Below are 17,129 nucleotides of genomic sequence, written 5' to 3'. Positions count from 1 at the left end.
ATAATGAAAGTAGTAGGCCACTTTATTAACGGTGAAACCTGTACCCCAAAGGGGCGCATGCAAGATGTTTATAACCCAGCGACGGGCGAGGCAGAAAAGCTGGTTTTACTGGCATCAAAAGCGACGGTAAACGACGCTATCGTCAGCGCGCAAAATGCGTTTGTTGAGTGGCGTAATACGCCAGTGAGTAAGCGCGCTCGCGTTATGTTCAAATTTAAAAGCTTACTTGAAGAGCATGCCGATGAAATTATTGCGTTAATTGGTGCGGAGCACGGCAAGATAAGCCACGACGCGGCAGGCGAATTACAGCGCGGTATCGAGAATGTTGAGTTTGCCTGTGGTGCACCCCAGTTGTTAAAGGGCGAGCACAGTAAAAATGTTGGGCCAAGCATAGACTCTTGGAGCGAGTTTCAGCCTCTTGGCGTGGTGGCGGGAATTACACCATTTAACTTTCCGGCCATGGTGGCCCTTTGGATGTTTCCGCTTGCCATTGTATGCGGCAACACCTTTGTTTTAAAACCCTCTGAGCGAGATCCAAGCTGCGCCATTTACTTAGCCAAGCTACTCAAAGAAGCAGGGCTACCCGACGGCGTTTTTAACGTTATAAACGGCGACAAAGAAGCGGTTGATCAAATACTAGATGACGAGCGCATTAAAGCGGTGAGTTTTGTGGGTTCAACGCCCATCGCCGAATACATCTATTCGAAAGCCAATGCTAATGGCAAGCGCTGCCAAGCATTAGGTGGCGCTAAAAATCACGCTATTGTAATGCCTGATGCCGACATCGACAACGCAGTGAATCAGCTTTTAGGTGCTGCTTTTGGCTCGTCAGGCGAGCGCTGCATGGCGTTGTCTGTCGTGGTTGCCGTAGGCGATAAAGTGGCAGATGAAATTGTAGATAAAATGCAATCAGCCATGAAAGGCTTAAAAGTAGGGGCTTTTGACGATGCGACTAACGATTTCGGTCCGCTTATTACTCTTCAGCACAAAGAGAAAGTAGAAGGGTACATTAGCAGTGCGGCTGAGCAAGGCGCAGATGTGGTCGTAGATGGCAGAGACCCTAGCGTAGAAGGCTACGAGACGGGGTTCTTCTTAGGTGCAACGCTTATCGACAAGGTTACGCCTGAAATGGCCAGCTACAAGGCTGAAATTTTTGGACCTGTACTACAAGTCATGCGCGTTGACAGTATGGAACAAGCCATGCAACTCATTGACAACCATGAGTACGGCAATGGTACCTGTATTTTCACCCGTGATGGCGAGGCTGCCCGTTACTTCTCAGACAATATCCAAGTGGGCATGGTAGGCATAAACGTACCACTGCCCGTGCCCGTGTCTTATCACAGCTTTGGTGGGTGGAAGCGCTCACTCTTTGGTGACCTTCACGCATATGGCCCGGATGGCGTACGCTTTTACACCAAACGCAAAACTATTACTCAGCGTTGGCCTTCAAGTGGCGTTCGAGAAGGCGTGAGTTTTTCATTTCCAAGTTAATACCTTGGTGTATTGGTTTTAACTGACCATGAGAACTTTGCCCCCGCGAAATAGCTAGGCAGCCCTCATGGCAACTCGCTATTTACAGCAGGTAAAAGAACAGAAAATTAGGCTTAACAGTGAGCCATCAATAATAACAATTTTAAACCGCAAGCCTTCGGCAGTTCCTCTCCAGTCCTGCCTTTGGCTTGCACCCCAGTGGCAATCGATATGCAGTTCACGTCGACCGTTACTCTTACAAAAAAATATCGGGACAACACCGCCGCAAGGCTTGTTAAAAAGAAATATAAACGAGAGTAAAACATGCATACGTTAAACACACACAAGCGTCTGCTGGCGTTAACCGTAGCTATGGCGTTCGGTACGCCAGCGGCCTTTGCTGCAGAGAATGTTTGGGAAAGTATTGAAGTTACCGCGCAAAAGCGCAACGAGAATATAAGCGATGTGGGGATTGCCATTACCGCGTTTTCTGGTGAACAACTAGAAGCCCTTGGCCTTGAAAGCAGTACTGAACTTATCGCGTTTACCCCTGGCGTGTCGTTAGCCGGTGATATAGGTGGTCAGCGTGCCATTTTCAATATTCGAGGCGTGGTGCAAAACGATTACGCTGACTTGGCGGAAGCGCCGGTGGCGGTTTATGTCGACGGTGGCTATTTAGCCAGCACTCAAGCACAAACCTTTGGTTTATTCGATGTAGCTCGCATCGAAATTCTTAAAGGCCCGCAGGGAACATTATTCGGAAGAAATGCCACAGGCGGACTGGTTAATACGGTTACCGCCAAGCCTACTGCCGATACAGAGGGTTATGCTGAGTTTACTGCCGCACGTTTCGAGCAATACCGCTTTGAAGGAGCGATATCAGGCGAACTAGCAGACGGCATTTACGGTCGCTTTTCTGGATTTACCAATCAGCAAGGTGAGATCCTGGAGAATATTTATGAAGACGGCGCTGCACCTGATACCCGTTTAGGTTCTGTGGGAGGCGGTGAAGATGGGTACAATGATGATACCAAAGCGTTTCGTGCTCAACTGCTGTTTGATATTGGTGAGGAAGGCTCGCTGCTACTAAGCGGTAACTGGTCTGATACAACCAAAAGTGAAGGCCCGTATCAGGTGGTCAATACCACAGAAGTAAAAGATGCCGACGGCAATGTGATTGACGTTATTTATGCTGCTGACGACCCGCTAGGCTGTGACACTATTCAGGCTGGCGCGTGCGTAGACGGCAACTTCAATGGTGACCCTTTCCGTCCTGTGCAAGGCGGCGACTTCAACGGTAACTTCGACCCTGATGGTTCGGGTAATAAAGTAAATAAAGACTTCGCTTTTGATGATCAAAACAAAATCAAATCGAAAGGCCTTGCAGCAACATTAGACTATGCCTTCGAAGAATTCGATTTCTTCGCTATGTCTGATTATAAAGAATTTGAACGTACCGTTGGCCTCGACTCCGACCAAACCGCGTCACCCGAACTTATTTTCCAATCCAACAGCACGATAGAGCAGTTTAGCCAAGAGTTTCGCTTTTCTGGTGAAACTGCTGACCTGAAATGGGTTGGGGGGCTTTATTATCTGTCTATCGATACAGACTATAGCCAGGGCTTGGCGGGTTCACCCACTACCTTTTTCTTGGGCGGTGAAGAAAATAACACTTTAGTGTCTCTTGAAACCGAATCTTACTCTGTATTTGGTCAAATAGACTATAGCTTGACTGACGACCTTGTTCTGGTTGGTGGCTTACGCTATACCCGTGAAGATAAAGACTTTGTGGGTAATGTTTATCAGAACGAGAACACCGACGATCGAGTTATTGAGATTGACACCAGCACCCCTTCGCTAGAATCTACAGAGCAAAGTAACGATCAAAACTTATGGTCTGCAAAGCTTCAATTGGAATATAGCATTGGCAATAGTTTGTACTACGCCGGAATTAATCGTGGCGTAAAAGCGGGGAGTTTTAATGCGCCCTTATTTGGCGGGTTCAGTTTTTATGAGCCTGAAGAGCTAACCTCCTACGAAGCTGGCTTGAAGCACAGCTTTATGCAGGGAAGCGGCGTATTTAATGCTAACGTATTTTACTATGATTACAGCGATTATCAGTCGTTTTCATGGGTGAATAATGCGGGCGTGGTGACTAATGAAGAGGCTTCGTTTAGCGGGGTAGAGCTAGAGGTATTCTTAACGCCGACAGACAGTTTAGATGTAATGGTTAACTTCTCTTATACCGATGCCGTGGTTGAAGACCTAGAAGTGGCCTCTGGATACTTTGCTGATACAACGCCGCCATTTACGCCAGAGTATCAAGCCTCGGCCATGGTTCGCTACAACTGGGATGCCTTTGAGGGCAATATGGCAGCTCAACTTTCAGCAAACTATCAGTCTGAAACTTTTCACAATGCGCGTAATTTTACCGCTCATGAAATTGACAGCTATGCTACGGCAGATGCACGCTTAACGTGGGTAGATGGGCAAGACAAATGGAGCCTAGCTGCTTACGTAGATAACCTGTTTGACTCTGACCACGAACTAATAGGCTTCGATGTGTCTGGGTTTTATGGAACGTCACAAATTTCTTATGCCAAACCTAGGACGTATGGCGTAACAATAAGACGTAATTTTTAAGTCTATTAGCTGCGCTTTATTCAATGAAATAAAGCGCTTCATCTGTTTTTAAGAAAAAACTGAATATCAGCTTCAACAAAACGGTATTTAGTTTTAGCACTATTAAAGCGCGCGAAACGGCAGTGTTTTTGCTTTTCTTTTTTGCTAGGGGCTGTTGACCTTTGTTGTACACCAAAGATCAGCAGGCCCCAATATAGGTTAGCAGCGAGCCTCTAATCTAATCGTTTCGCCGTTGAGAGTGCTGATGCATTTTTTAACCTACCGCTTTGCCGAGCATTACGCTGTGTAAAAAGAAGCAACAAGTAATAGCAAACCCAATAAGGAAATAGATCGTGGATAACACCAACAATCAGACCATGACAAAACCTTCCCATTACGATGGCGATTTATGGAATGAAGATTTAGCGCCAACCAACGCGGAAACCAGAACCTGGGTGTGGAAAGACTATGCGGCATTATGGATTGCGATGGTGGTTTGTGTACCAACTTACCTCTTATCTGCCGGCCTGGTATCAGAAGGCATGAATTGGTATCAAGCGGTTATCACCGTGCTGTTGGGCAACATCATCGTGCTTGTACCTATGATGCTAATTGGTCATGCAGGTGCAAAATACGGCTTACCTTTTCCCGTATTATTACGTAGCGCATTTGGCACCAAAGGCGCGAAGATTCCTGCACTGGCTCGTGGACTTGTGGCATGCGGGTGGTTTGGAATTAACACATGGGTAGGCGGCAGTGCTATTTACGTTATTCTAAACAGCGTCAGCGGCGACGCATTTGTGGGGCAAGCGTTACCGTTTTTAGGTATCGATATCACTCAAACTCTGTGCTTTTTTGCCTTTTGGGCGATGCACTTAGTTTTTATTAAGCACGGCACTGAATCTATTCGTTGGCTTGAGACTTTTGCTGCACCATTTTTGATCTTAATGGGGCTAGCGCTTCTTGGTTGGGCATACGTAAATGCTGGTGGGTTTGGCGAAATGTTGTCAACGCCGTCTCAGTTTGTTGAAGGCGGTGCTAAAGAAGGGCAGTTTTGGACAGCTTTCTTCGCGGGTCTAACTTCTATGGTGGGCTTCTGGGCAACCATGGCTTTGAATATTCCCGATTTCACCCGCTTTGCTAAATCACAGAAAGACCAAATGTTAGGCCAAGCTATTGGCTTGCCTTTACCCATGGCACTGTTTGCCTTCATTGGCGTAGCGGTTACCTCGGCAACCGTAACCATTTACGGTGAAGCTATTTGGGACCCTGTGGCTCTTGCAGGCAGAATGGGCGGCATGGGCGTGGTCTTGGCGCTTGCAGCATTAGCACTTGCAACGCTAACCACAAACTTAGCCGCTAACATGGTAGCCCCAGCCTATGGCTTTTCGAATATGGCGCCATCGAAAATAAGCTTTAAAATGGGGGGGTATATAACCGCTGGTATCGGCGTTGCTATCTTCCCTTGGAAGCTGCTTGAAACAGCGGGGGGCTATTTATTTACATGGCTTACCGGGTATTCTGCGCTGCTTGGCCCTATCGCGGGTATATTGATTGCCGATTATTTTATCTTAAGAAAATCGACCTTAAACATAGATGCGCTGTTTCAACACAGTGGCGAATATGGCGCGAACAACGGTTGGAACATGGCAGGTGTGACTGCCCTTGTTATAGGCATTTTACCCAACATCCCGGGTTTTCTGCACGCAGCTGGTTTTGTAGAAAGCGTGCCAGCCATTTTCGATACGCTTTACGCCTACGCATGGTTTGTAGGGTTAATCATTGCCAGCATGGTATACCTGCTGCTGTCCAACAGGGTACCCGTCACTATGCAGGCAAAAAGCGCCTCCCAATAATGGGGTCAGAGTACATTTCTGCGCAAAAAATAATGGGGTCAGAGTACTTTTCTGAGTAGTAAACTAACGGGGTCAGAGTAATTTTCTGTGTAGTAAACTAACGGGGTCAGAGTAATTTTCTGTGTAGTAGACTAATGGGGTCGGAGTACTTTTCTACGAAATGTACTCTGACCCCCCAAATATACTTCGACAGGGTTATTTTCGTTTCATGTTTTCAAAAAGTGAGGGTTCCCAAGGCCGCATGGCCATTAAAAGCCCTATGTGTTGGCGCTCTTCAATCGGCAGGGCATTATCTTCACTGCTGAGTTTAGCTGCTTCTTGCCTAAGCTGCTCTAAGCGCCGCTGAATAATCGAAACTGAGGTTTGCGAATAGCGACCGCGCAAATAAAAACGGAACATCCAAGGTTCGTTTTTCTTTGGGTCCATAAACTTCACCATAACTTCCTGTTCCATAAATTTTTCTAGCGGACCGCCTGGTATCCAGCGAAAATCCTGTGCGATAAGCAGCTTATAACGGTTGTTCGGCAACAGTTCGATAAGCTTAAGCTTGTCGAGGGTCGTCATTAGCTTAATGCCTTCTACTTCATCAATATCGTAATGTTCGATGAGTTCTGAAAAGCGCCAGCCGTCACGAACACACACCGCGGCAAGTAATAGCTTGGGGTTAGCGAGCAGTTCCATTTCTTGCTGTTCAGACAGCTGCGAAATCTTCTCCTGCTGTTTTTGTGAAAGGCTAAATAAATCACTTAATGACAAATTTAAGCACTCACAAATTTGCTCTAACTTATCAAGGCTGAACGCCTGCAACGAAAAGTTACGCTTAACACTCGCTTCGCTCACACTAAGCGCTTCTGCAAGCTGTTTATAGGTAAGTCGTTGTTCCCGTAAGCATTGCTTCAAGGTGTCGTACACAAGACTAATCTGGCTCATGGTATTAATATTTTATACTTGTGGTGTAAATTAATACTACATTAATCATTTTGGTTTACGAAATTTATTCTTGGTTCTAGTGTGGAAAGTGTTCAGACAAACGTTGTCTTAACAAACTAGGAGCAAGTGATATGAAAAATACACGTTCAACATTGATGTTAACTGCACTACTTGGTAGTGCGCTTCTTACCCATTCTGCAATGGCGGATGATTCTTTTGACCATAGCGGCAAAGCCAGTAAGCACAGTGTTTTGGCTGCCTCTGAAGGTTTAGCTACAACAGCTTCGGTAGCAAGTGCGGTTGTGTCAGTACCGGTAGTATTGACCGGAAGTGCGGTTGTTGCCGGAAGCGCGGTGGTAGAAAGCGCTGTGAATGAAAGCGCTCGTAACCTTCATCTGGCTAGCCATCAATCGTCAGTAGCGCACAACCAGCCTTTGGTAATAACTGAAACCATTATTACCGCCGACCCAGCTCCAAACCAAGTGGTTACTACCAAAACTAAAGTGATCACAACCACAACTAATACTCAGCGGTAGGTGAAACATGAAAGCCTACTTAACTTCAATCGGGTTCGCCTTTGTATTGTTGATGTCTAGTATTCATGACGTATACGCGGGTAGCCAGCAGCATGGTAAGCCCACTTTTACGCCAGAAGCGATTGCGACTTTTTCTAAAAATGTGGAAAAGTATGCGGCAAATGAAGGGGCGAGAGCTTTTATCATTGCTAGACGTGGCAGACCTATTGAGGATATGCCGAAAGGCATTCGCTTTACTCATACCGCCGTTGCCATTTACTCAAGTATTCAACTAAGTGACGGTAGTACGGCGAAAGGTTATGCAATACACAATTTGTATCAAGATGCAGAAGAGCAGGGAAAAAGTCATTTGATTACCGACTATCCTGTAGATTTCTTCTGGGGCGCGTATGCGCTTGAAGCAGGAATAATTATTCCTTCCACGGAAGTGCAGCAAGCGTTAGTGAATTTGTATCGCGATGACAAAGCTAAGCTGCTTCACAACACTCGCTATTCGGTAGTGGCCAACCCGTTTAATAGCCAACGCCAGAACTGCACAGAATACACCCTTGATGTTTTGAACGCTGCAATCTACTCAACTACTGATATTGCACAATTAAAGGTAAATGCAAAAGCGCATTTTGTACCGCAAAAAGTAAACATGAGCCGCGCAAAACTTGGCTTGGCAAGTATGTTCAGCGATGGCGTAACCCTATCAGATCACGGTCGCAAGATAGAAACCACCACTTTCGGTAGTCTTGCTCGCTACATGCAACAGTACGACCTAATAAGTAAGGCCGTTACATTCACCCACCTGGGTCAAATACAGAATATTTAGGAGTTTTACTATGCAACACATAAATAAACCCACTAAAGCGTTTCGAATCGCGTCATTAGCAGCATTAATTGTAGGCGTAGGTGCGTATTTCATAGGTTTGTACAATGCGCCTATGGCCCTTAACGAAAAAGGCTATTACTTCACTATTATGCTATTTGGCTTGTTTTCTGTGGTGAGCTTACAAAAAACGGTGCGTGATAAAATGGAAGGTGTACCTACAACCAAAGCATACTTTTTAGCTTCAGCAGTAGCTACTGGGTCAGCCATTGTACTGTTAGTGATTGGGTTACTGAACGCCGAACTCTTATTAAGTGAAAAAGGCTTTTTCGGAATGGCGTTTACCTTAGGCTTATTTGCCGCCATAACGGTTCAAAAGAATGTTCGGGATAGCCAATCTCATAGCGAGCCAAGTAGCGTCGAACCCCAATTAGAGACTAACGTTTCACAACCTGAAACAACCACCAAAGTAAAAGCCGCATAAAAGTAACGGGGTCAGAGTACATTTCACCAAAGTCAGACGACCCTGCCACCAAACTAATATACTCTGCCCCCGTAAGATTTGGGGTCAGAGTACATTTCGCCAACGTTAGACGACCTCTGCCATCAAATTAATGTACTCTGACCCCATTTTTTCGTATTGTGTATCAATTATTTAGCTTCTTATCTTCAACGCATCAGGGATGAAATATGCGTAAACCCGTCAAATACAGAATTGCTTTTTTAATTGTTGCTGCGGTTTGTTTTTACGTAGGCACATGGTTTTTACCGAGTACCTTGCCAGACATTACGTTTACCTTTAGCAATATCATTTCAGAGCCAAGCTGGCGTAATACGGCGCTTGTTTCGTTGGTTTATTTCCTTGTGCTGCCAGTTTTGTATTACTTCTGGGTTATCCGTATTGGCGAACAAGCTCTTTGGAAAGTACTGCTAATATTTTCCTTAAGTAGCTTGATAGCTCGCTATAACTATCCGGAGCAGCTTGCGCATTATTTTGCTTTTATTAGCTACCTAAAATACCCCATCATTGCTGTGTTGATGGTCATTGAAGTCGTGCTACTAGTAACTATCGTAAAAGCACTTTGGGGCGCACGTAAACTAAGTGGCGACCCGCGTATTCACATGCTTGAAAAATACGAAAAAGAAGAAGGGCCGGAAAAAGGTAGCAAAGAGGCTAAGCAACTAGAGCTTGCTTTAATGTTGGCTCACGAACCGGCAAGTTGGTATTACGCTATACCTAGCTTCAGTAAAAAGCATGTAAAAAACGCAGTGCACCTTAAGTTACTCTCTGGTAAGTGGTGGCATTTACTGGGCGTACTCATTGCTTTGAGTGTCACAACCTATGCCTCATATGTATTGCTATCGCAATTCAGTGAAACTATTGCTTTAGTGGTTGCTACCTTGGTGTTCTATCTAGTGATCATGTTTGTCGCGAACTACCGGGTGAGCAAAAATTACAGTTGCTATGTTTGTCAGGATAAGATTGTAGTGAACAACTCGTGGTGGGGAATGGTAGTAATTCCAAAAGCGAATATAGAAAGCATGGAAATTGGCGAGTGGAGTAGAAGTTTAACCAAAGAGGACTTTCACTTTGGAAGGGGAGTAGCTAACGTCAAACTTACTTTCAATAGGCCTCAAGCATATTATTCTGGAATGGCTTTATTAAATGAGAGTATATCAACGTTATACCTAAGCGTAGATAACCCTTCGCTGCTTCACAGGGAACTTGAGCCTTCACTGCACAGCGCGAGATATAAACCTATTACGGCGTCAGCGAACGTCGCTGACGGTGATGGCTCGCAAAAGGTTTACTTCTTAACTGCCGAATAAAAACTGTAAGTCTTAAAATACCTACGTTTATCTGGTCAGCAACAAAAAAATATTGGGGTCAGAGTACATTTCCTCAAAAAGTACTCTGACCCCAATCTCCGTCGAGTTGTAAGGCAAATATGGAACCTCAGGCAGAATGTGATACTCCTACCTTATGTCGAATTGATTCAATCCAAAAGCTTGCGTATTCTCGATGTACTTAATGAAATAACTGCTATAGGTAATAAACGCTGTGTGTGAACTTTTAGGCATGAGTGCGAACACTCCCACTGACCTATGTTTTAGTTTTACCGGGCTGACTCGCCGCGGTGGTGAAACCGGGCCACACAAAGATGGCTGGGGCGTTGCATTTTACGAAGAAAAAGGCGTTCGTATGTTTCACGACCCTGAGCCCTGCGCTACGTCACCCATCGCTGACTTTGTTTCGAAGCTACCTATCAAAAGTAAAAATGCCATTTGTCATATCCGGCAAGCTAATGTAGGTAATATTAACCTGGCGAACACGCATCCCTTTACTCGCGAGCTTTGGGGTCGCTATTGGGTGTTTGCACATAATGGGCAGTTGCCCAACTTCTCACGTCGAGCAGGTATTTATGAGGCTGTTGGGGATACCGATAGCGAAGAGCTTTTCTGCGACATTATGAATAATGTTAGGCAGAATTTACCCCGCGACGCTATGCCTGAACAGTTAGCTGAAACACTGGTGGCATTGTCACAAGAATATGCACAGCAAGGTGTATTCAATTGCTTGCTGAGCAATGGCGACTGGCTGTTTACCTTCTGTAGTACGAAGCTAGCCAGCATTACCCGTAGAGCGCCTTTCGGCCCGGCTTGTTTAAGTGATGTTGAAGTAGAAATTGATTTTGCCGCTGAGACCACACCTAAGGATGTGGTAAGCATTATAGCTACAGAACCGCTGACCAATGATGAACATTGGGATATCTACGAACGGGGCGAGTGGAAGCTATGGCAGGAGGGCGAAGTCATAGCCTCGGGTAAAGTGGATGTTCCTGAACATAAAAAAGAAGCCGAAATGGTAGCGCCCGACCCTTCGCTTCACGACTAATCACGAATTGTGGGGTCAGAGTAATTTTAATGGCTCCGCTCTCATAAAGCTCTACGTTTAGTCGTTAAGCCAGTATAATAATGTACTCTGACCCCAAAATTGAACTATGGGGTCAGAGTAACTTTTATAGTCCGCTCTCTAAAGTCTTAGCGCTTAGTTGGTAACCCAAGGTAAAAATGTACTCTGACCCCAATATTCAGATTAGCTAGCTTGATAATGTACTCTGACCCCATTTTTAACCCAATACTTGTGTGATGGTTTGTTTAACTGCTTGGTAGCGGGCGGGTAGTGCGCTGTGGGGTGTTTGAACACTGTATAGGGGCTCTGTTACCTCGTTTTTGGCTTTGTAGATGGACAGTCTGTCGGCAAATGATACAAATTCTAATGTGCTGGTGGGCAGCACGGTGTAACCTAACCCTTCGTTTACCGGAAGCAAAATTTGCGAAAGTTGATTGATGTAGCCGGTGTGAGGGAGTTTATTAGGATTGACGTTGGCTAACTCTGGTTCTCCGCAATCGTTAAAATAGCGCTGCAAGTAGTGCATGGCATCTGGATGGTTAATAAGCCCTAGATGGTTAAGGACGTCTTTTAACGAACTAGCATCATCAGTTTTGCTCTTTGCTTTGCCAGATACGCTTGCTACTTTTGCACCCGAACCCGAACCCGAACCCGACGCCGACGCAGACCCAGACCTTGAAACAGAGCCCTGCGAACTAATGGGTAATTCAGAAAGCTGTGCGGTAAGCGTATTAGGCAGGCTACGCGGTAGAATAAGCCCCAACGCCTCTTCGCCTAAGTACTCGCTGTGTATATCTTCACTCTCTGGCTGGTTAGTTACAATGCCAAGTTCAAGCGTATTGTTCGCTATGCCTGCTAAAATTGTGCGTCGAGGCGCGACTTCCACATGAATATTAAGCGCGCTATGCTGCTTTTGTAGTGTCAAAAGAGCAGGGTAAATACGCTGAGCAATAGCACCTGAACAAGCTACTACACATTTTCCTTCAAAAGGAGCGTCGAACTTTAAGCTGGCAATAAAGTCTTGTTCTTTTGTCTGTTGCTCTTTGGCGTATTGATATACACGCTGGCCCTGTTCTGTAAGCTGAATCCCTTTGCTTAAACGAACCACCAGTTCACACTGGCATGCTTCTTCTAGTTTCTTTAGGTGCTGACTTACGCCCGGCTGCGTCATAAAACGTTGTTCAGCAGTGCGCGTAAAATTACCCGTTTCTACTAAAGTAATAAAGGTATCTAGCCAAATAGGGTTAATCATCGCTGTATAAATTTAAATTATCAAATTTAGAAAATATAATAATTTCAAGTTTCATCTTTGTCTAGCTACTATAAATGCACATTCACTTAAGCGGTGTTCGAGAGGGATTTCATGTCGAGAGGCTTAGCAATAGCGTTAATATAGAAGGTGTTATTAACGTTGCATTGAACTAAGCACAGACACAACCTACGAAACGGTCGCTTAAGCCATTTTGATAACTTGCACTACAAAGGAGTAAGTGATGACTGAAGCAGTAAAAACACCGTATCCACGTACGTTTTCTCACATCGGTATTTCGGTACCTGACTTAGAAGCTGCCGTGAAATTTTATACCGAAGTACTTGGCTGGTACCTCATCATGAAGCCAACCGAGATTGTTGAAGATGACTCGGCCATTGGTGAAATGTGTACCGACGTATTCGGTGCAGGTTGGGGTAAATTCCGCATTGCGCACCTTTCAACAGGTGATCGTGTTGGCGTTGAAATTTTTGAATTCAGCAACCAAGAAAACCCAGAAAACAACTTTGAATACTGGAAAACCGGTATCTTCCACTTCTGTGTTCAAGACCCAGACGTAGAAGGCTTGGCTGAAAAAATTGTCGCTGCTGGTGGCAAGAAGCGAATGAAGGCGCCGCGTTATTACTATCCGGGTGAAAAGCCTTACCGCATGATTTACATGGAAGACCCGTTTGGCAACATCCTTGAAATTTATAGCCACAGCTATGAGTTGCATTATGCTAGCGGTGCATACGAATAAGCGTTAGTTAATAACGCTTTTTAAGCATTGCGTTAAGCAAATGCATAGCAAGCTTTAAATAAGCGAAAGGCGAGGGCGAAACAAGCAAAAGCTTGTTCAACGCACCTCGCCTTTTTGTTCTTTAACCGCTGATAAAACGTGAGGTTTTATCCGAATTGACCCGAAACATAAGGATTCGTGGCCTTTTCGGTCGCAACCGTTGTGGTTGGCCCGTGACCCGGGTAAATCGTCATATCATCCGGCAGCACCATAATCTTCTGCTTAATCGAGTCGATTAATTGCTGATGGTTTCCTTGCGGAAAATCAGTTCTACCGATAGAGCCTGCGAAAATGACATCCCCCACAATAACCCGATTGCTTGAGCGTTCTACCAATACCACATGTCCAGGCGTATGACCCGGGCAATGCAGCACGTCTAGCGTTAAATTGCCCACTGAAATTGTATCGTTGTCGTTTAACCACTCATTGGGAGCAAAAGGTTGGGCCGGTGGAAAGCCAAACATCTGGCTTTGCTGCATAAGTGCATCTAACCAGAATTTATCGCCAATATGCGGCCCAACAATGGGTACACCATAATGTTCTGCTATGGCGACAGTACCACCTACATGATCTAAGTGCCCATGAGTGAGTATAATTTTCTCTATACTCACGCCTTTATTCGATACAGCTTCAATCAACTTTTCAATGTCGCCGCCCGGGTCGACAAATGCGCCTTTGTTAGTGGATGAGTCCCAAATTAAAGAACAGTTTTGAGCAAAGGGCGTGACGGGTATAACTTGAATTTCCACGGTTTAACCTTTTGATATTTTGTTGCTTTGAGCAAAATAGAGCAGTGCGCCAACTACCAATTCACCCAGTAAAAATAGCCATGCGTTGGTTGACGACTGTGCAATAGACCATGCGCAAACCGCTAGTGCTACAAAGGGTATCAGACGTCGAAACAGGTTTACAGGGCTGGCTAATGCGCCTGCAGAGCCGTTGAAATAAGCATCTTTTTCAGAAGTGTCGGGCTGAAAGCTGCTTTGTGAAGAAGCGCTCTGCAAGGAAGTCCCCTGCAAGTGAGTCCCCTGCAAGCGAGCCCCCTGTAAAAATGCTCTCTGTAAAGGCGCGCGCTGCGCTTTTATCAACACCACTACACACACTGCATACACCGCAAGCCGTGCAAGCACGCTCGAAATCGCTAGCCACGTGAAACTGCCACTAAGTGCCATAGTACCGGCAAATATTCCCAGTATTAATATGGAAACTGCTGGGGTAGCAAAGGATGTGTGAATCTCACCTAACTTCTGTCCCAGTTTACCTGGAATGAGTGATTGCTGCGCCATAGAGAACGTAAGTCGAGACGTAGATATCATATTCGCTAACAAGTTACCGGCAACCGACACCACGGCGGTTAGCGTCATTATAAGGGCCCCGGTTTCGCCAAATATCATATTGGCGAGTGCAATTAGCGGTGCGCTATCCGGCTTTGCAGGCCCTACTGTGTGCCAATATAACCACTGCACGCAAAAGTAAAATATGGCAATGCCTGAAACCGTAAGCATTAAAGCCCGAGGAATAGTCTTTTTCGGTGAATTGGTCTCGCCGCTTGTGACAACTACCGTTTCAAAACCAATAAAAGCATAAAGTGTAAGTAGGGCACCAGCAGAAATGGTATCAAATGCAGGCACTACTGTTGCCGAAGAACTCGTTAGCACACTAGAAAAGTCGAACTGCCAGTAGCCAACTCCAATTAGCGCCACGAAGGGCAGTAGCTTTAGCATCGAGATAGCATCAAGTGAACGCATGGCGGCCTTGAGGCCAACAATATTCACTATAATTAGTGCTGTGGTAAGCGCGATAATAGCGAATGACTTGCCTATTCCCGCATTCAGTTCGGGCCACACATAGCCGGCGTATAGCAATAACACGTGCATGTTGGCGGCAATCGCGGTTGCGCGAGCCAAGTAGTAAATAAAGCCAGTTTGAAATGCTGCTGCGTCACCAAAGCCTTTTTGAGCGTACACCACAGGACCACCGGTCTCTTGATACAGCGCCGCTAGCTGCCCAAAACACCATACAATGGCCAACATAAGTGCACCGAAAATCAAAAAGATGTAGGGGCTGAAAGCGCCAAGCTCAGCGGCCATTTTAGCGGGCAGAGCAAAAATGCCTGCCCCAATAAGGCCATTTAACACCAAAAGGGCAGCGCCAATGCCGCCAATCCCTTTGGTTAACAGGCTTTTGCTCTCACTGCTCATTTAGAAAAAACTTCTTCTCCAGCCACATAAGTAGCGTGTACTTCGGTTTTCCAAATGTCTTTGGCATCAATGGTAAAAATATCTTGGTCTACCAAGATAAAGTCTGCCCATTTCCCAGGCGTAAGCGTACCTAAGGTATCTTCCATGTGCCCTGAATAGGCTGCATCTAACGTAAACCCTTTGAAGGCTTGTTCAATGGTTAACGCTTCGTGGGCATACCAGCCTTTTACGGGCTGATTGTTTCTGTCTTGGCGCGTAACCGCAGCGTGAAGCCCGTAAAATGGGTTAGCAAGCTCAACGGGGAAATCAGAGCCTAAGGGCAGTGCAATGCCCGAATCGAGTAGCGTTTTCCATGCGTAAGCGCCTTTCATACGATCTTTGCCTAGGCGATCTTCCGCCATGTTTTTATCGCTGGTGGCATGAGTTGGCTGCATGGAAGGTAAAACCTTTAGCGAAGCAAAGCGAGCTAGGTCATCTGGCGCAATGACCTGTGCATGCTCAATGCGGTTTCGCAGTTCACTGCCGCCAATACTCTTAAACGTTGCTTCAAACTCGTTCAGTGCAACATGGTTAGCTTTATCGCCAATAGCATGGTAGTTAAGCTGAAAGCCTGCACCGATAACTGTGGTAAACAGTTGGGTCATGTCTTCTGGTTGAGTTAACAGTAAACCATGTTGATGCGGCGCATCTGAATAAGGTTCAAGCAATGCAGCGCCTCGGCTACCTAATGCGCCATCGCCATAGGCTTTAACCGAACGAATATATAGGAAATCGTCTTTGTCGCGAATGGTGCCGTTGCCTAGCATGGTGCTGAGATCAGGGTCTGTAGCACTCACCATAGCGTAAATACGCACGGGCAAGTCACCTTCTACTGCTTCTTTCAAATAGAAATCGTAAACGTCTCTGTCTACGCCTGCGTCGTGCATTGACGTAACGCCATTTGCTAGTAAGTGCTCACCTGCGGCATGTAATTGCTGCTCGTAAATAGCGCTGCTTGCTTTGGGCAAATGCGCTTCAATTAACTGCGATGCATTATCAATGAAAACACCGGTAGGATTACCGTCAGCGTCTTTAATGATTTCGCCCCCTGCAGGCGATGGGGTGTCTTTAGTTATACCCGCAATTTCCATCGCTTTACTGTTCACCCAGGTAGCGTGGCTGTCTACGCGAGCTAGTGCCACAGGTCGGTCAGAAATTACTTTATCCAGGTCAGCCGCTGTTGGAAACGCTCTGTCAGACCACAATTCCTGGTTCCAACCGCGCCCAGTGATCCAAGCTTGTTGTCCATTTGCAAAGGCGTATTCGGCAACTGTCTTTGCCGCGTCTTGAGCACTGCTACTTTCTCGCAAATCGACTTCTAGCAAGTTTGCGCCTAAGCCTAGCAAATGCCCGTGAGCGTCGATAAGCCCGGGTAGCATGACTTTGCCTTTGCCATCAATGGTGCTGTCGACAGGCGTGTTGCCTTTATCGATATCTAATGCAACCACTTTGCCTTCATCAATGACAAGGTTTTTAAACATAATGAGTTTGCCACTTTCATTTAACGTATAGCCTTTTACATTCTCGACTAGCGTTGCAGCATCCACTGTAAACGTGGCGGTCATAGCGCCTAACGTTGCCGCTGTCGCAAACGTTGAGGTGAGTAATTTTGAAAGCGAACGCTTTTTAAATGTCAGTTTGAACAATGTAGAGTTCATAGTGAGTTTCTGCCTTTTTTATTTCTGCTTTTTTCTTT

The 17,129-nt window shown here is 45.8% G+C and carries 14 protein-coding genes; 9 read left to right on the top strand and 5 right to left on the bottom strand.

The window, feature by feature from the left end:
* The first annotated feature begins 3 nt into the window (after nt 1–3).
* From E5672_RS19130 to E5672_RS19120, 3 genes are all read left to right on the top strand, one after another.
* Entirely contained in the window at nt 4–1,494 is a 1,491-nt protein-coding gene (locus E5672_RS19130; protein WP_136783786.1) for a CoA-acylating methylmalonate-semialdehyde dehydrogenase, read from the top strand.
* A 303-nt stretch (nt 1,495–1,797) separates the two neighbouring features.
* Nucleotides 1,798–4,116, top strand: coding sequence for a TonB-dependent receptor (locus E5672_RS19125; protein ID WP_136783785.1), 2,319 nt, complete (start codon nt 1,798–1,800; stop codon nt 4,114–4,116).
* A gap of 332 nt (nt 4,117–4,448) precedes the next feature.
* A complete protein-coding gene (locus E5672_RS19120) occupies nt 4,449–5,951 on the top strand; it encodes an NCS1 family nucleobase:cation symporter-1 (RefSeq protein ID WP_136783784.1) in 1,503 nt (500 codons plus the stop codon).
* 195 nt (nt 5,952–6,146) lie between these two features.
* On the opposite strand, the gene E5672_RS19115 is transcribed toward E5672_RS19120, so the two are convergent.
* Complete coding sequence (locus E5672_RS19115) at nt 6,147–6,881, bottom strand: helix-turn-helix domain-containing protein (RefSeq protein ID WP_136783783.1); 735 nt, start codon at nt 6,879–6,881, stop codon at nt 6,147–6,149.
* A gap of 131 nt (nt 6,882–7,012) precedes the next feature.
* Between E5672_RS19115 and E5672_RS19110 the strand changes: the two genes are divergently transcribed.
* From E5672_RS19110 to E5672_RS19090, 5 genes are all read left to right on the top strand, one after another.
* On the top strand, nt 7,013–7,417 hold the full coding sequence (locus E5672_RS19110; protein ID WP_136783782.1) for a hypothetical protein: 405 nt from the start codon (nt 7,013–7,015) through the stop codon (nt 7,415–7,417).
* Between the two features lie 7 nt (nt 7,418–7,424).
* Entirely contained in the window at nt 7,425–8,234 is an 810-nt protein-coding gene (locus tag E5672_RS19105) for a DUF2145 domain-containing protein (protein ID WP_136783781.1), read from the top strand.
* Nucleotides 8,235–8,244: 10 nt separating this feature from the next.
* Nucleotides 8,245–8,715: an inner membrane protein YiaA gene (gene yiaA, locus E5672_RS19100; protein ID WP_136783780.1), complete on the top strand. Its 471-nt coding sequence runs from the start codon at nt 8,245–8,247 to the stop codon at nt 8,713–8,715.
* Between the two features lie 206 nt (nt 8,716–8,921).
* On the top strand, nt 8,922–10,061 hold the full coding sequence (locus E5672_RS19095) for a hypothetical protein (RefSeq protein WP_240692284.1): 1,140 nt from the start codon (nt 8,922–8,924) through the stop codon (nt 10,059–10,061).
* Nucleotides 10,062–10,293: 232 nt separating this feature from the next.
* The gene (locus tag E5672_RS19090) at nt 10,294–11,127 is read left to right on the top strand and encodes a class II glutamine amidotransferase (protein ID WP_136783779.1); all 834 of its coding nucleotides are present in this window, start codon (nt 10,294–10,296) and stop codon (nt 11,125–11,127) included.
* 235 nt (nt 11,128–11,362) lie between these two features.
* Here E5672_RS19090 and E5672_RS19085 read toward each other — a convergent pair whose 3' ends face one another.
* A complete protein-coding gene (locus tag E5672_RS19085; protein WP_136783778.1) occupies nt 11,363–12,397 on the bottom strand; it encodes a LysR family transcriptional regulator in 1,035 nt (344 codons plus the stop codon).
* Nucleotides 12,398–12,638: 241 nt separating this feature from the next.
* On the opposite strand from E5672_RS19085, the gene E5672_RS19080 reads away from it, so the two are divergent.
* Nucleotides 12,639–13,154, top strand: coding sequence for a lactoylglutathione lyase family protein (locus tag E5672_RS19080; protein ID WP_015068113.1), 516 nt, complete (start codon nt 12,639–12,641; stop codon nt 13,152–13,154).
* 146 nt (nt 13,155–13,300) lie between these two features.
* On the opposite strand, the gene E5672_RS19075 is transcribed toward E5672_RS19080, so the two are convergent.
* From E5672_RS19075 to E5672_RS19065, 3 genes are read right to left on the bottom strand one after another with little or no spacing between them, the layout of a single operon-like run.
* Nucleotides 13,301–13,942 carry an MBL fold metallo-hydrolase gene (locus E5672_RS19075; protein WP_136783777.1) on the bottom strand — a complete coding sequence of 214 codons (642 nt, stop codon included), beginning with the start codon at nt 13,940–13,942 and terminating at the stop codon, nt 13,301–13,303.
* Nucleotides 13,943–13,945: 3 nt separating this feature from the next.
* A complete protein-coding gene (locus E5672_RS19070) occupies nt 13,946–15,394 on the bottom strand; it encodes an APC family permease (RefSeq protein WP_136783776.1) in 1,449 nt (482 codons plus the stop codon).
* The gene (locus E5672_RS19065) at nt 15,391–17,091 is read right to left on the bottom strand and encodes an amidohydrolase (protein ID WP_136783775.1); all 1,701 of its coding nucleotides are present in this window, start codon (nt 17,089–17,091) and stop codon (nt 15,391–15,393) included. Before E5672_RS19065 ends, E5672_RS19070 begins: the two co-directional genes overlap by 4 nt.
* Nucleotides 17,092–17,129 lie beyond the last annotated feature (38 nt).

Source organism: Alteromonas portus (genome assembly GCF_005117025.1).
In the GTDB taxonomy this organism is placed as follows: domain Bacteria; phylum Pseudomonadota; class Gammaproteobacteria; order Enterobacterales; family Alteromonadaceae; genus Alteromonas; species Alteromonas portus.
This window is presented reverse-complemented; position numbering and strand designations above follow the sequence as displayed.

What these genes read in the sequence shown, in the direction of transcription:
- E5672_RS19130 (WP_136783786.1), top strand. Translation starts at nt 4, where the DNA reads ATGAAAGTAGTAGGCCACTTTATTAACGGTGAAACCTGTACCCCAAAG.
- E5672_RS19125 (WP_136783785.1), top strand. Translation starts at nt 1,798, where the DNA reads ATGCATACGTTAAACACACACAAGCGTCTGCTGGCGTTAACCGTAGCT.
- E5672_RS19115 (WP_136783783.1), bottom strand. Translation starts at nt 6,881, where the DNA reads ATGAGCCAGATTAGTCTTGTGTACGACACCTTGAAGCAATGCTTACGG.
- E5672_RS19110 (WP_136783782.1), top strand. Translation starts at nt 7,013, where the DNA reads ATGAAAAATACACGTTCAACATTGATGTTAACTGCACTACTTGGTAGT.
- E5672_RS19105 (WP_136783781.1), top strand. Translation starts at nt 7,425, where the DNA reads ATGAAAGCCTACTTAACTTCAATCGGGTTCGCCTTTGTATTGTTGATG.
- yiaA (WP_136783780.1), top strand. Translation starts at nt 8,245, where the DNA reads ATGCAACACATAAATAAACCCACTAAAGCGTTTCGAATCGCGTCATTA.
- E5672_RS19095 (WP_240692284.1), top strand. Translation starts at nt 8,922, where the DNA reads ATGCGTAAACCCGTCAAATACAGAATTGCTTTTTTAATTGTTGCTGCG.
- E5672_RS19085 (WP_136783778.1), bottom strand. Translation starts at nt 12,397, where the DNA reads ATGATTAACCCTATTTGGCTAGATACCTTTATTACTTTAGTAGAAACG.
- E5672_RS19080 (WP_015068113.1), top strand. Translation starts at nt 12,639, where the DNA reads ATGACTGAAGCAGTAAAAACACCGTATCCACGTACGTTTTCTCACATC.
- E5672_RS19070 (WP_136783776.1), bottom strand. Translation starts at nt 15,394, where the DNA reads ATGAGCAGTGAGAGCAAAAGCCTGTTAACCAAAGGGATTGGCGGCATT.
- E5672_RS19065 (WP_136783775.1), bottom strand. Translation starts at nt 17,091, where the DNA reads ATGAACTCTACATTGTTCAAACTGACATTTAAAAAGCGTTCGCTTTCA.